Source organism: Weissella sagaensis (genome assembly GCF_005405285.1).
GTDB lineage: Bacteria > Bacillota > Bacilli > Lactobacillales > Lactobacillaceae > Weissella > Weissella sagaensis.
Genome location: NZ_BJDT01000001.1, coordinates 148,184 through 163,657, shown reverse-complemented (window position 1 = coordinate 163,657; position 15,474 = coordinate 148,184). Strand labels below are relative to the sequence as shown.

16 protein-coding genes are annotated in these 15,474 nt (G+C 36.1%); 4 read left to right on the top strand and 12 right to left on the bottom strand.

The features are described 5' to 3' along the window. The first annotated feature begins 312 nt into the window (after positions 1-312). Both FFM55_RS00780 and FFM55_RS00775 read left to right on the top strand, forming a co-directional pair. Positions 313-1,230 carry an NADP-dependent oxidoreductase gene (locus FFM55_RS00780; protein ID WP_137600366.1) on the top strand — a complete coding sequence of 306 codons (918 nt, stop codon included), beginning with the start codon at positions 313-315 and terminating at the stop codon, positions 1,228-1,230. A 62-nt stretch (positions 1,231-1,292) separates the two neighbouring features. Continuing rightward, a complete protein-coding gene (locus tag FFM55_RS00775) occupies positions 1,293-1,778 on the top strand; it encodes a phosphatidylglycerophosphatase A family protein (protein ID WP_042492104.1) in 486 nt (161 codons plus the stop codon). Positions 1,779-2,035: 257 nt separating this feature from the next. Here FFM55_RS00775 and FFM55_RS00770 read toward each other — a convergent pair whose 3' ends face one another. Next, on the bottom strand, positions 2,036-2,740 hold the full coding sequence (locus FFM55_RS00770) for an MIP/aquaporin family protein (RefSeq protein ID WP_170999638.1): 705 nt from the start codon (positions 2,738-2,740) through the stop codon (positions 2,036-2,038). A gap of 116 nt (positions 2,741-2,856) precedes the next feature. Then, positions 2,857-3,195: a hypothetical protein gene (locus FFM55_RS00765; protein ID WP_042492105.1), complete on the bottom strand. Its 339-nt coding sequence runs from the start codon at positions 3,193-3,195 to the stop codon at positions 2,857-2,859. 138 nt (positions 3,196-3,333) lie between these two features. On the opposite strand from FFM55_RS00765, the gene FFM55_RS00760 reads away from it, so the two are divergent. Together FFM55_RS00760 and FFM55_RS00755 are read left to right on the top strand one after the other, a co-directional pair. Beyond that, entirely contained in the window at positions 3,334-3,996 is a 663-nt protein-coding gene (locus FFM55_RS00760; protein WP_170999644.1) for an NAD(P)H-hydrate epimerase, read from the top strand. Further along, entirely contained in the window at positions 3,993-5,840 is a 1,848-nt protein-coding gene (locus tag FFM55_RS00755) for an FAD/NAD(P)-binding protein (RefSeq protein ID WP_137600365.1), read from the top strand. Before FFM55_RS00760 ends, FFM55_RS00755 begins: the two co-directional genes overlap by 4 nt. Before the next feature lie 165 nt (positions 5,841-6,005). Here FFM55_RS00755 and FFM55_RS00750 read toward each other — a convergent pair whose 3' ends face one another. The 10 genes from FFM55_RS00750 to FFM55_RS00705 all read right to left on the bottom strand — a co-directional run bounded on the left by FFM55_RS00750 (position 6,006) and on the right by FFM55_RS00705 (position 15,387). Further along, on the bottom strand, positions 6,006-7,478 hold the full coding sequence (locus FFM55_RS00750; protein WP_042492111.1) for an MDR family MFS transporter: 1,473 nt from the start codon (positions 7,476-7,478) through the stop codon (positions 6,006-6,008). Between the two features lie 181 nt (positions 7,479-7,659). Continuing rightward, the gene (locus tag FFM55_RS00745) at positions 7,660-8,073 is read right to left on the bottom strand and encodes a PTS sugar transporter subunit IIA (RefSeq protein ID WP_042492112.1); all 414 of its coding nucleotides are present in this window, start codon (positions 8,071-8,073) and stop codon (positions 7,660-7,662) included. 14 nt (positions 8,074-8,087) lie between these two features. Next, positions 8,088-9,083: an SIS domain-containing protein gene (locus FFM55_RS00740; protein ID WP_042492114.1), complete on the bottom strand. Its 996-nt coding sequence runs from the start codon at positions 9,081-9,083 to the stop codon at positions 8,088-8,090. A 27-nt stretch (positions 9,084-9,110) separates the two neighbouring features. Further along, positions 9,111-10,181 carry an SIS domain-containing protein gene (locus FFM55_RS00735; protein WP_137600364.1) on the bottom strand — a complete coding sequence of 357 codons (1,071 nt, stop codon included), beginning with the start codon at positions 10,179-10,181 and terminating at the stop codon, positions 9,111-9,113. 14 nt (positions 10,182-10,195) lie between these two features. Beyond that, positions 10,196-11,011 carry a PTS system mannose/fructose/sorbose family transporter subunit IID gene (locus FFM55_RS00730; RefSeq protein ID WP_212741207.1) on the bottom strand — a complete coding sequence of 272 codons (816 nt, stop codon included), beginning with the start codon at positions 11,009-11,011 and terminating at the stop codon, positions 10,196-10,198. Further along, on the bottom strand, positions 10,998-11,825 hold the full coding sequence (locus FFM55_RS00725; protein ID WP_042492118.1) for a PTS mannose/fructose/sorbose/N-acetylgalactosamine transporter subunit IIC: 828 nt from the start codon (positions 11,823-11,825) through the stop codon (positions 10,998-11,000). Before FFM55_RS00725 ends, FFM55_RS00730 begins: the two co-directional genes overlap by 14 nt. Before the next feature lie 28 nt (positions 11,826-11,853). Continuing rightward, entirely contained in the window at positions 11,854-12,324 is a 471-nt protein-coding gene (locus tag FFM55_RS00720) for a PTS sugar transporter subunit IIB (RefSeq protein WP_042492119.1), read from the bottom strand. 23 nt (positions 12,325-12,347) lie between these two features. Then, positions 12,348-13,040 carry a GntR family transcriptional regulator gene (locus FFM55_RS00715; RefSeq protein ID WP_042492121.1) on the bottom strand — a complete coding sequence of 231 codons (693 nt, stop codon included), beginning with the start codon at positions 13,038-13,040 and terminating at the stop codon, positions 12,348-12,350. Continuing rightward, complete coding sequence (locus FFM55_RS00710) at positions 13,027-13,737, bottom strand: GntR family transcriptional regulator (RefSeq protein ID WP_052348371.1); 711 nt, start codon at positions 13,735-13,737, stop codon at positions 13,027-13,029. Before FFM55_RS00710 ends, FFM55_RS00715 begins: the two co-directional genes overlap by 14 nt. A gap of 249 nt (positions 13,738-13,986) precedes the next feature. After that, on the bottom strand, positions 13,987-15,387 hold the full coding sequence (locus FFM55_RS00705; RefSeq protein WP_042492124.1) for an APC family permease: 1,401 nt from the start codon (positions 15,385-15,387) through the stop codon (positions 13,987-13,989). Positions 15,388-15,474: the final 87 nt, after the last annotated feature.

Below are 15,474 nucleotides of genomic sequence, written 5' to 3'. Positions count from 1 at the left end.
GCGTTCGTCAGCGATAATTAACCACTTCAAAATACCCAACTGTTTGGTAATACAGTCAGGTTAGAGGACGTCATCATATTAAATTTTAAACTACGTTCATTCATATAATATGTCCTCATTTCGTTCGTGATTTAGTATATACATAAGTTATCACAGCCCATATTGTTTGGCAACTGTTTTTTTATTGCTTTTTATTTTTATCAAAAAAATGGCTATCAATAATTTATCATACAGATTTTATTCTTTATTATGCCACTAAAAAGGAATTTAAGTTAAACTATTGTTGTATATAAATATCAGGAGGTATTCATCATGAAAGCTATTCAACTTAATCAATATGGTCCAGTCACTGGACTGACGACCATTACAACAGAAATACCTAAATTATTAAAAAAGCAATTACTAGTTAAAAATCATGCCGTTGCAATTGATCCATATGATGTAAAATTCATCGCTGGCAACATGGGAACTTCTGAGTCCTTGCCACTAATTCCCGGGTCTAGTGTGATTGGTGAAGTCGTTGCAGTTGGTGAAGACGTCACTGATTTTAAAGTTGGCGATCGGGTTGCTGCAACGCGCCATCAAAAAACATACGCACAATTCGTACCTGTCGGGCAATCAGCAGCTACTAAAGTTCCTGATAACATTGATGACGCGCATGCTGTTGCAGCCGTTATCGGTGCTGCAACTGGTTATCAAATGATTCATCGCGACTTAAATGTTAAATCAGATCAAAAAGTTTTAATTCAGGGTGGTGCAGGTGCTGTCGGTTCAGTCGCAATTCAGGCTGCACTAAATATTGGCGCGCAAGTTTTTGCAACTGCCAAACCGGCTGATTTTGACTACTTAAAGTCATTAGGTAATGTGGTGCCAATTGATTATCACACTGATTATGAAAATGAACTATCTGATTTTGATGCGGTATTAGATACCATCGGTGGGCGAGTCTCAATACAATCAGCTAAAATTTTGAAGAAAGGTGGCCTATTACGTAGCTTAGCCGGTTTAGATGATGCTGCCATTGCAGAATTTGACATAGATGCTGCCAGCACCTATTCTGATGGTAAACGTCCTAATCTACAGGCTTTATTTAATGACATGGCTGCTGGTAAAATTTCAATTCGGATTGGTCAAATCTTACCATTTACGTTAGCAAATCTACGTGATGTGCATGAGCAGGCTCGCCAGCATTCCTTACAAGGTAAAACAATTTTAACAATGACTGAATGATAACTTTCTTTGTTATATTTGATACAATAAGGGCATCATTAAACAAGGAGTTTACCAAAAAAATGTTATTTACTGAACGCGATTATTACGAAGATGTTGTCAAAATGCTAGCCGACCGTGGTGTGACATTAGATGCCATTGCTGATCTGACCGTTGCTGGTCAAAAGGACCATATCCCAGATATGACGCATGAAGATGCGCTTGATTCTATCAAACATGTCCTACACAAAACTGAAGTCCAAGATGCCATTATGACCGGCTTGGCAATTGATGATCTTGCTCAAGCAAATCAGTTACCTGAGCCATTGCAAAACCGTATTAGTCAAGACCATTCAACCTATGGTATTGATGAACAATTAGTCATGTCTATCCTTGGCGTATACGGTACGATTTCATGGACCAACTTTGGTTACCTAGATCGCACCAAACCAGGCATCATTGGTCAACTAAATGCTGAACAACACAATGGTGGCCGTGTAAATACTTTCATCGACGACATCGTGGCGGCAATAGCAGCAGCATCGGAAGCAAGAATTGCACATGATTAAAAAAGAGCGGATATAACTACCGTTTTGGAGTCTAAAATAAGTGATAAATGTGGCACTTCGCCGTAGCGACGCGAAGGTGTGTGACATATTTGTCATTTATTTTTGACGGACTGTTAGTTTATCGCGTTTAAAAAAGAACGGATATAATTTTCGCTTTGACGGACAATATAAGCAACAAGTATACAAAAAAAGCCATGGCAAACATTTTGCGGTACACCGCATTTCTGTTCGCCATGGCTTTATTTTATAAATATTTTTTATTCTTCTGATCCAAGACCATACTTAGCAACTAGTGCAGCTAGTGCGCCACCAACCAAAGGTCCGATGAAGTATGCAGCAATGTGTGTCAAAGCTGTAGCTGATCCAAACATTGCAAAGAAGATTGCTGGTCCAAATGAACGTGCAGGGTTCAATGAAGCACCAGTAACTGAAACACCTACTGTAATCAATGCAGCCAATGTCAAACCAATAATCATTGGTGCAGCAACTGAAGATGCTGAAGCCTTCTTTGAAGTTACCATCAAAATAACTAGAACAAACAAGAATGTCAAAATCATTTCAATAACAGATGCACCAATAAATGATACAGGTGCTGTATAATCAGTTTGACCAAAACCAACTTGCTTGATCATTGTGGCGTTGGCACCAACGCTTTGCATAATTGCCCAAACAAGAGCTGATCCTGCAAGACTACCGATTAGTTGTGAAATCACATAACCAACAAATTCGCCCCAAGTGATACGACCATTAATGGCAGCACCCAAAGAAACAGCTGGGTTAAAGTGACCACCTGAAATTGGTCCAAAGGCATAAGCACCGGCTGCTAAAGCGATACCGAATGCCAATGCAACTGGAAGTGGACCTGTTTGTAGGCCAACCAATACAACAGTACCAGTACCTACAGCGACCAACATCAAAGTTCCAAAGAACTCCGCTAGGTATTTACGCATATTACTTTCCATAATTAATAATTGCTCCTTAAATGAGATTCCTTCGTTTTATAACGAAATAAATAAACTAACACTAACTATATAACATTATTGCACTTAAAATCAGCTTTATTAACTAATTTTTAAATTTAACGGCCAATAATTTTTAAAGCATCCTTATCTAAGGCATACCAAGTATTAGTTGCATTTGCTTCAAATTGTTCAATAAAGCTAGCACTACCTTCTTTTGGCACAGCTGATCCAATTAATTCATTATCCATACCAAACACTTGTAACGCATTAAAACTTTCATCCCAACGCACAGTATAATAGTTCCCATCCATTTTTTCATCAACAATGGATTGGAACCCGGCTTTTAATGCTTCTTTAATGACATCTTCTTCAGATACGGGAAATCCACGACCTGCCATTAACGCAACTCGGTCGCGAACATCTTGCATGTCTTCTGGAATTTTTTGCATATCCATAATCTCTCCTCTCTTTTTCTTACTTTATGTTAAAAAATATTGTACTAGAAACATTTTAACAGTCAGTTGCGATATAATAAACACTGAACGTTATAATTGATTATTAATATAAAATTTACAAGGAGGTTGCTTTTCATGATTGAGTCAGTCACTGCCCAAGAAATGCAACGGTTTAGCCACTACACCATTGATGAAATCGGTGTCCATCCACTAGTTTTGATGGAACGAGCAGCTATGTCTGTTATTGATGTGCTAGGTGCTGGTGCTTTTGATTTATCTAATGTACTCATCATTGCTGGTTTAGGAAACAACGGTGGCGACGGTATTGCGGTCGCTCGCATGTTATCCCAAAAAGGCGTTAATGTTGACCTACTATTATTAGGGGATGAGCATCGTGCTGCACCTAATACTGCCAAACAATTAGACATTGCTCGTAACTATGGTATCACACCACATAATCGCGTGCGTGATTTCCGTCATTACACCGTTATTGTTGACGCCTTATTTGGTGCCGGCTTATCAAAACATGTACCAGTTAAGCTTGGCGATATGATTAAGCGTGTTAATTCAGCCAACATCCCCGTTGTCTCCATTGATATTCCTTCAGGTTTACATGCAACAACTGGTAGTATTTTAGGTTCAGCTATTCGTGCCACTGCAACAGTCACTTTTGCCTATCCTAAAAAAGGCCTCTTGCAAAACGAAGGCCTTAAAAGATCTGGTAATATCTACGTCAAAGATATTGGTATTTATTCACCAGATGAACTATCAAATTTTAAGAAAGAGAGCAGCACCCAATGAAAATAGTTTTAGTCGGTGCCGGACCACGTAATTTAACATTATTGGAACGCCTTATGTCTTATGCCAAAGGCATTACAGAACCCGTTGACATTACCTTGTATGATAATTTCCCAATTGGTGGACGTGTTTGGAATCCGGACCAAGATCCTACTTTTTTGATGAATACAGTTACGCGCCAGTTAACATTATTCCCAGATCCTTCAGTTCCAAATCATGCTGCCACAGCCACTTACGGTCCTAACTTTTATGAGTGGGCCATTACATATGGTAAGGAATACGTCCAGCGCCGCCAATTCATTAATAAAGAGCATTTTCTGGATGAAATTGCCCGTATTAACCCTAACCGTTTTACATCCCGTGCCCTTTTTGGTGCTTACGGACAATGGTTTTATGAGCGTTTAGGCACACAAGTACCCGGTAATGTTATTTTGTCTTATGAGCGTAAACAAGTTGTTGATGTTAAACAAACAGAAACACAATATACTGTTGTACTCGATGATGACACATCTTTTATTGCTGATAAGGTTATTTTGGCAACTGGTATGACCGATAGCGTTCTATCGCCAGAACAACAAACATTTGCTGATGCTGCCACTGCTAATAAAAATATGCTTTATATCCAGCCAACTCATCCAGCTGAAGCTAATTTAGATGACATTCCAGCTCGTCAAAAAGTTGTGCTTCGTGGATTAGGGTTAAGTTTTTTTGACTATCTAGCCAAACTAACCATTGGTCGTGGTGGTCGTTTCGCTCGTGATAACAATAGCGTTTTATATTATCTACCTTCTGGTAATGAGCCTCATATTATTGCAGGTTCACGCCGTGGTCTACCATTGCATGCACGTGGTATCAATCAAAAAGTTAAAGCTGGCTATAAACCTACATTCTTTACAAATAAAAATTTGGATAAATTAGCTGCGGAAAATAATGGTCAATTATCTTACGATGCTTTCTTCAAATTATTACAAAAAGAATTAGAGTATAAGCATTATCGTAATACCATTAATGATTTTGGTATCACTTGGCCATTTAATGCTGATCACTTCATGGATGCTTTGGCTGAAAGTGATGATTTAAATACAACTGCTCGCCAATTTGGGGTTGCAGAAGAATATATTATGGATTGGCAACGTATTCTTAATCCTGTCGCTGATGTACCTGATGAAGTTGAATACAGTGATTTCATGATGAATTACTTAACATGGGATATCAATGATGCTTACAAAGGAAACAATGATGCACCTTACGCTGGTTCATTTGATATGTTGCGTGATATTCGTTCAGTTATTCGTCACTATTTGGATGCTGGTTATCTGAATGCTGATGAATACGAGAAGTTCTTGCAACACTTCAATCCATTCAATTCATTAATTTCGGTTGGTCCACCAATTTTGCGTATTGAACAAATGCGTGCCTTAATCGAGGCCGGTTTATTAACCGTTGCTGGACCAGATTTGAAAGTTAACGTCCAAGATACACACTATATCGTCACAGATAGTCGTCATAATCGTTGGACTGTTGATAACTTGGTTGAAGCACATTTGTCAGCACTCTCATTGACGAACACAGACAATCCTTTGTTAGCTAATTTACGTGATCATGGTTTATTAAGTGAGGCGACATACACGCGCTCAGATGGCACAACTTATTCAGTGGGTGGTACTCGCATGAATAAAGACACATTAACTGCCATTAATGTTGATGATCAAGAAGTTTCCGGATTATTTATTTGGGGCGTTCCAACAGAGGGATGGTCATGGTTTACGACTTTCTCACCTCGTCCTGATATTTCAGATAAAAACTTAATTGATGCCGAAAATATTGCGCATACTATTTTTGATTAAGCAAAGCGAACAAAAAAATAATTTTTAGTACACATTTAAAGAATCATCACGCCAATCGTTAACACGGTGGCGTGATGATTCTTTTATGTAAATCAAAAAAGCCGAAGATAACTGGTATAAAAAGTTATCTTCGGCTTTAATTGTACGAACTATTAAATTATATTATTATTGCACAATGCCTTGATCTTGATGCTTCAAGTTATAGATGAACGCTAATGCCATACATACAACTGCAATGATAAAGATATTTTGCAATCCAGAATGATAAATATTATGCATCACTGGTACCAACTTATTAGGTAATTCATCAACTGTATGTGGATTAATCATTTTATTAAACATTTCCACATTCAAGTGTGCCTTGGGGTGTTGTGAGATACCATGTAGCAATGATTGATTCATAACAATACCAAAAATTGAAATAAAGATACTCTGTGACAAACTACGGATTAATGTGTTAAATGATGTTGCCATTCCAATATGTTCTGGTGCAACAACACTTTGTGAAATAATTGTTGACCCTGTAACCGTAATACCAAAGCCCAATCCTAAGAAAATTCCCATGAATAAGAATACATAAAATGAGACGTTTGCTGGCAATAATGTCATAACTGTCCCACCAACAACCAATAGCCCCATACTAATCATCAAAATCTGTTGTGGTCTTATCCTTGATAGCATTTTACCAGCAAAGAATGATCCAACAATCCAAAATAGTGAACTAGGCGTTGTGGCAAATCCTGCTAATGTAGCTGGTAAGCCCAATATTCCTTGCGTCCATGACGGAATATAAACATCAAACGCAATTAAGAAGACTGACATCATTCCCACTGCAAAATTTTGAATGGCAAATGTCGGATTTTTAAATAAATCAAGCAAAATAATTGGGTCAGCTGCTCGTTTTTCTTGTCTAATAAATAAAATCAACCCAATAATAGCTACCGCAAAAACAACTACGACAGCAATCCAATTTATGGTTGTCTTGTTAATCAATTCAACACCGTATAATAAGCCTGATATTGAGACTGATAACCACACAATCCCCCAAATATCTAAACGACTGTGACCAACACGTGCACTTTCTTTTAAGAACACCACAATTAATATCATCGACAACACACCAAAAGGCAAATTAATGAAGAATACCCATCGCCAGCTAAAGTTATCAACAATTAAACCACCTAACAAAGGTGCTGCGACTGACGCAATACCCCAAGCAGAATTATTAATCCCCATTATTTGGGCACGCTTCTCTGGTGGATAAATATCTGCAATAATTGTATTCGAGATTGGCAACACTGCTCCAGCCCCAATTCCTTGTATTGCACGCCAAAAAATCAACTGTGGCATACTTGCTGATAATCCGCTTAATACTGATCCAGCCAAAAATATGATTAATCCACTAATAAAAACAGGTTTACGCCCAATATTATCAGCTAATTTACCATAAATGGGCGTTGTCAAAGTACTCATCATTAAGAAAATTGAGAATACCCAGTTCATAATTGAAATTCCTTGCAACTCACCAACAATTGTTGGCATTGCTGTTGAAACGATGGTTCCTTCTATCGCACTTAAAAAAGTAGCAATAAATAACGCAAACGTTACCATTCCTTTATTCGTTTTTTCTTTTTCCAAAACACTTGCTCCTATTTTATAAATCCCATTAACAATCAATAGTAGCACAAGGACAACATTATCGACAAGGTTACTTATCACAAATACAATATAAAAAACCTTAGGGGCTTTATAGAAGAATTTGCAGCATTCCTTCCAATTAGCCCCTAAGATAATTTAATAATCAACGATATTTTAAATTTTAAAAATCATCATCCTCAACATCGGTTACTTCAAATTTAAATATGCCTTCCTTACCAGTTGTTATAATATCATCAATTAACTCATCTTCTGATAACTGATTACGATATACCAACAACTGTAATAGCATTGGGATGTTAACACCAGTAATAACTGTCATATTTGCGTGGCTCTCACTTAATGCGACTAAGGTATTAAATGGCGTTCCACCTTTTAAATCAGTTAAGCAAATAACAGCTTCGTCAGTTTTATATTGTTCTACCGTGTTCTTTAAAGTTGTTCTTAGTTCATCTAATGACTGTCCCATTAAAAATGGAACGGCATCACAATTATCTTGTTCACCACAAATCATTTCAGCAGATTTTATCATTTCTGCCCCTGTATTACCATGCGTACAAATTAATACTGCTGTCATACGACACTCCTTTATTAGTATTTTAGTGCACGATAGTAACGACGAATATCCATTGGATGACGATTAATATGTTCAATGTTAGCATCAATACGATTATTAATTGCATGGAATACAAACGGTGACAACGTACCACGGTACTTTTCTGAAATGCCAGGTAATTCATAATCCTTAGTATCAATAATTGTATAGTTACCACAGATTTCTGGTAAGAATTTTGCCACACGCTCACTCAATGGACGTTGTGAATCTTCACCAACGTACACCGTAACGGGTGTATCACGGTCAATAATTTCAAACATTCCATGGAAAAATTCTGCCGCCTCAATAGCACGAGTCTTAATCCAATGTTGTTCTTCCCAATAACACATAGCATAAGAATATGTTGCCCCCCATTGATTACCTGCACCAACAAAGTAATGAATGTCATCATCATGATGCTGTTGTGCAAATGGTTCTGCCAATTTATCAGCATTTACCTCAATATTTGCAATATCTTCTGCAAAATGATCGTCTAATTCTTGATAAAATTCTTCATAATCAGGAAATTCTCCTGTTAAATACATGAATCGATCTGCTACCATAAAAAACTTCAATTGTTCATTTTCGGGATATGAGATACTCTTTGAAACCATACTTGCCAAAGCTGCATTTTCATCATCAATAAACCCTAAAATTGTTGCCCCAATTTTAGAAATTTCTTTGACCGCATCAACAACCTCAACAGTATTACCCGTTACTGATGACGTAATAACTAATGTCTTATCTGTAATGCGCTTATTTCCTGTTACTAAATATTCTGCTGCATTTTGATAAAATGTCTCTAAGGCTGTTTTCTCCTTCATGTGAATAACAGCTTGCATTGATGATGCGTATGTGCCTCCAATTCCCAACCAGCATATATTAGTAAACCCTTGCTTATAAAAATTATCCACAAAATCATTAATTTCTGATCGTAATGCTAATGCGCCGTTCATTTTATTTACTAATGTTGCCTTTTCTACAGTTCTCATAGTTTTAATCTCCCCTTTTATATCTATTTAAATTTTAGATGACGTAATTTTATCAAAATCTGGATATGCTGAATGCTGTAAATCTATCCCTTTTTCTTGAGATAAACGATAAGCAAGTAAATGAACTGGTATTGTCATAAATAATGATGCTAATAATTCATCAATCTCTAAATCTAATTCCAGGTCATGTTCTAACAATGATTGATTATGATTTGCATAAATAGTGTATACATGCTGAATATGTTGATTCAAAAACTTCTTTAACAAGCCACTCCTTTCAGCCAGTTTTCCATTAGGTTCAATAAAAATAACGATATCCTCATTATTAAGTCCTAAATAAGGTCCATGCATATATTCCTCAAGTTCCTTACCCCATGCGCTAATCCTTACTGCCTCTGTTATCTTGGTTTCACCTTCACGTGCAACACCGTACGTAGCACCATAACCTACAAATGATAATCGTTTTGCATTTGAAAAAATTGATAATTGTTTTGTTACCCATTCTGTAGACTTTGAAATAATACTAGGCAAAGCCTCTACAATTTGATCGATTTGTTGTAAATAATCTTTTATTTCCTTTTCCGATAACTGCCCCTTTTGTCGTGCAATAGTTAGCGAGATTAATATTAAATCTAAAATGACAACGCTATACCCCGCACTCACATAAGGCATTTCTTCTACTGGCATCCCCATAGATAGCACATGATCACTGATCTCTGCTAACGGGCTATCTAATTCACTAGTTAGTGAAAACACGACATGTCCTGCCTGTTGCAAACGCTGAACCAATTCCACAACAGAATAGCTATGTCCCCCTTGAGAAATTGCAATACTCAAAGAATTTTCACTGACATTCATCAAGTAATTCCCCGAAATCGAAGGCTCTTGAATCTGTACTGGCAACCCTAACACTTTACTCATAAATGGTAATGCACCATAAGCTGCATTAGAACTCGATCCAGTTGCATATATAACAATATTATCTATCTTAGTAACCTCAACATCTTTTACTGTACTAACAAATAAATCATCATAATGATCAAGAACACCTTGGTAGAATGAAGGCTCTAAATTAACATAATCTTCAATTGATTTCATAAAATCCCCCCTTATTATCCTAGTAATCCTGACCAAGCGCCCAAAATACCAATTGCTGCAATTAGCAACAAAATATATTGTGACTTCCATCCGCGCTTATCAAACCAGAAAATAAATAACGTAAATAGCAATGGCAAAATACCGGGTACGATACCATCAAATATCTTTTGAACTGTTTGTGCATCATCACCTGAACCAATTTTCATAGGCATATTAATCGTAACCAAAGTGGCCACCATTGCCCCAACAACACCCAATCCTAGTACTGAGGCCCCATAGGTTAATTTGTCCATCAAACCTGTTTTTTGGACTTTTTCAATAAATGATGCACCAATATTATAACCAATATACATACCATAGTAGCGTGCTAATATAGCAGGAACGTTAAATGTAATTAGAAATAAAATTGGTCCTAAAATGTTCCCTTGCATCGCAAGAGATGTTCCAATACCCGTCGCAATAACTCGGAGTGTACCCCAAAAAAATGAATCACCAATCCCACTTAAGGGACCCATCAAGGCAATCTTAATATTGTTAATAGACTCTTCATCAAAATCATCTTTCAACGCATTTTGTTCTTCCATTGCAATTGATATACCCAATGGAAAAGTACTTAACCATGGCGTGATATTAAAAAATTCTAAATGTCGTTTTAAAGCTTTTTTGAATTTTACATCATCATCTTTATATATCTTACGCAGTGCTGGCATAATGGCATACATATATCCTAGATTAGACTGTCGTTCATAGTTCCAAGCCCATTCCATTGTGTATGAACGCCAATAAGTCTTCATCAAATCCTTTTTAGTTAATAACTCAGAACTCTTCATCTTCATAATCAATTCCCCCGTCATCTTGATTATTATTCGCATCATCGGTCACAGTAGCTGTGCTAGGATGTAACTTATCTTTGAATGATGAATAACCTGTTAGAATCAATGCCAAACATGCGCCAAATATCGCAACACCTGTTACTGGTACCTTGGCATAAACTGCCAATGCAAATCCTAAAATAAAGAAAGTAACATTATTCTTGTTAACCATCATCTTCAATAGCAAGGCAAATCCATATGCTGGTAATAATCCTGTTGCGATGCCTAGTCCATTGATAATAAATTCTGGAATTGCATCTAATATTGTTTTAATCATCGGACTTCCGAGAATATAAGAAATTCCAACAACTAATCCAATTGGCAAATTAATTGAGAAGAATCCACCCCAAATATTCATTCGATCAACACCCTTAGCATTTCCAGCTGCAGCATGTTTATCAGCCCTATGTACAAAGTATGGCAAAATAAAAATAAAGCAAAGATTCTTAATTACCAATACAAGTGATGCAATTGGAATACCTAATGTCAAAGCAACTGCAGTACTCTTACCTGCACCTATCGCAAATGCCGTTCCTAACACACTACCAGAAATAATTTCTGGTGGAATTGATGCACCAATTGAAAAAGATCCTATAAATGCCAACTCTAAGGTGGCTCCCATTATAATGCCTTCTTTTAAATGACCTAATGCCAATCCCGTTAAAGTACACATTACTAACGGCCGTGATAGCATAGATGATCCCAAGAAATACTCACCATTTCCCAGCATGGCTATCAGGGCTAACACAACTGCCATAAAAATTGCTCCCATAATACACTCCCCCTAAAAATTTTTATGATTATTTTTTAACAAATTCTTGTCGATCTTCATTTGGAACCTGTTGTATATAAATATCAACATCTGATTGTTGAAGTTGCACAAGTATTTCTTCATCTTCATGTGTTAAATTAATTGTTTTAGAATAATTAACCGTATTCTCCCCCGCTTTAGTTCCCCCTAAATTCAATGTTTTAATACTATCCTGTGTACCTTTAATTAATTTTTCTGCGTCAGCAACAGATTCAACGACAATTAACATTTTATATTTATCCGTTGCACCTGATTTAATTGCTTTAATGCTATCATCGATGGACTTCATCACTAATTTTGCTTTATCTGGCTTAGCCAAACGAATAGCTGACTTTCTAAAATCATCATTTGCTACTGCATCATTTGCTACTAAAATCGTATTTGCTCCCAAACTGTTAAACCACGAAACTGCAACTTGTCCATGTAATAGTCGATGGTCCACGCGCACTAATTTAATCATTACAACCCCCCACTGATTTAAAATCAGTTAAAATCTATTGTATATTTTACTTTTAAAGCATCTTGTATTTTTACTTCAATCGCAATAATTTGTTTATCACTATCAGAAAACATATTTGTAATCTTAAATAACGGACTACCTATTGCAATATCTAATAATTTTGCTTCTTCTTCTGATGCTTCAATTAATTGAAAATCTTGATATAAATCCTGAACATCTAATTTGCCTGAATTAACTACTTCTAAAATAGGTGTGACTTTTAACGTATTAATATCAAAATCCGGAAAATAATCTAATGGTAACCATAATTTTTCTAACAAAGTACTTGTTTTAGATTGATTCATGAAAGACACTGCATAGAGTAATTCATCATCATTAATATCAAATACATCTGCAAAAAATGGGTTTGCTTTTCTTAAAAAAATATCTCGAATAAAAATTTTATATTCTTTATTGATATCTGTTTGCTTAATAATGCCTGCCATATCAAAAATTGTTTGATTTGACATACTTGGAGCAACAAACAAGCCAATCCCCTTTCGCCGAATTATCTTTTTATCCGCTACCAATAAATCAACTGCTTTTCTAACAGTTGTCCGGCTCACCTGATATATTTTTTGTAACTCCCCTTCGCTCGGTAAAACACCCCCCTTTTGATATTCACCATTATCAATCTTACTGGCTAAATCTAAATACAGCGTTTTAAACAATGTCATCGTTTGCTTCTTTCTGATAACCCAAAATATCCTTTGCCATAAAATGATACTTAAAATTTTCACCAGATAAATATTGAACCGTATGTTCAACAGGTTGATCTGATTTTGCAAAATTGAAACTTTCTACAATATACAATGGTGTCTTTTCAGCAACATCTAAATGCATTCTTATTTCATCAGTTGCCAAAGTTGCTGAGATATTCTCAAACCCATAAACAGGTACCGTATTATAGCTTTCTTTTAACACACGGTATAACGACTTATTTGTTAAATTTACTTGCGTAATATCCGAAAATTTATTTTCATCTATGTTCGTGATTTCATAAGAAAAAGGTACACCATTGCGGTATCGAATTCTTTTAATTTCTGCAATATTTTTTAAAGAATCACCAAAAAAATCTCGTAAATTTTTTGGCACAGATACTAGCCGACTATCCATATGTTCAATAGTTATATTTTCACCTGCTAATTCATCACTTAACGAAGACATACTAAGTAAATTAACATCCTTCTTTTTATTAATTTGTATACCACGCCTACTTTGAGAAGTGATTTGTCCTTCATTTTGTAAATGTAACAGTGCTGACTTGACTGTAGTTCTACTAACTTCTAACTTTTCTGCAATATCTCTTTGGGATGGTAACCCTTGTCCATCCTCACCATTCTTAATAAGTAATCTAATATACTCTTCAACCAAATTAACTGGTGTAATGTCTTTATATTTCGTCAGAGGCCTCCTGGGTTTTTATTAATCGATTATGTTCTTTAAAACTTCACCTTATTTCTATTTACACTCAAAATTAGATACATGTATTAGTTATTAACAACCCAATAATATTGTAAGCGCTTACAGTTAAATAGTCAAATAAAAAGACCTAATAGATACAAACCAAAGTCAATACCTATTAGGCCCTTTAAATTTTAAAAATTCACGCTATCTGTTTATCTATTTGTTCATTCGTGAATGACGAATACCGTATGTCATATACAAAACAAGACCAATAATAAACCAAATACCTGCAGCAATTAACGTTTCAACATGTAACTGTGTAATCAAAAATCCTGATAATAAAGCAGAAACAATTGGCATAACCGGGTATCCAGGCATTTTGTATCCGTCATGGTTAACATCTTGTCGATGGCGTAGTGGCAAAATACCAATAGATACAACAACGAATGCCAACAATGTCCCAACATTAACCAAATCAACTAACTTGTCCAATGGTACTAAACCACTAAAGATTGCAATCACAACGGTTGCAACAGTTAACGCACGATTAGGATTACCTTGCTTATTCACTTTACCAACGCCACCAGGCAAAAGCCCATCACGACCAACAGCATAAATCAAACGTGATGCTGCGTAAGTCATCGTGTACATCATCGTTGCCATTCCAATTAATGCACCAATTGTGATAATTAATGATGCCCAATTTTGACCAACCTGTTGTAGGGCAAAAGCTGCTGGATCAGCAACATTTAACTTTGAGTAATGCACCATACCAGTTAAGACTAATCCCATAACACCATATAATACAGCTGCAACAATCAAAGTACCGATAATACCGATTGGCATATTACGCTTAGGATTTTTTACTTCAGCTGCTGATGCTGATAATGCATCAAAACCTAAGAAAGCAAAGAACACCATTGAAGTACCCGTAATAATTCCCTGCCAACCAAACGCACCATTAATACGTTCTGGGATAAGGGGATGATAATTACTACTTTTAATAAAGAAGATACCAATAATGATAAATGCTAAGATGATGACCAATTTTAATACAACCAATGCATTTTCAACGCGTTTTGATTGTCGTAAACCACCACGTAGTAACAACCCAATTAATAATACAATGACAACAGCAACGATATTAACATACGTACCATTAGCTGGATCATAGGCTCCTGATAACGCCGTTGGAATTTTAACTAACGGTGATATTAAGTTTGCAAAATATGCTGACCAACCCGTGGAAACGGCTGACACACTTAGCATGTATTCCAAAATTAAGGCCCAACCTAAAACCCAGCCAATAACTTCACCAAAAATCACATTGCCATACGAATATGCTGACCCAGCAACAGGCATTGCCGTAGACATTTCAGAATATGCCATGGCAACTAAACTAGATACCAACGCTGCTAAAATAAAACTAAAAATAATTGCTGGCCCAGTTGTTGTTGCCGCAACAGTTCCAGGCAAAACGAAAATTCCTGATCCGATAACTGCACCAATTCCTAATGCCATTAAATCTTTTGCATTTAATGTCTTTTCAAAATTACCATCGCTACTCATATAAGTATTTAACGATTCTTTTTGAAACATTCTTTGCCACATTCCCATACGCACACTCCTTTTGTGTCAATCACATTAATGTCAATTTGCCCTTAATACTAAATAATAGCTGAAAATAATAAAAAACACGTATCG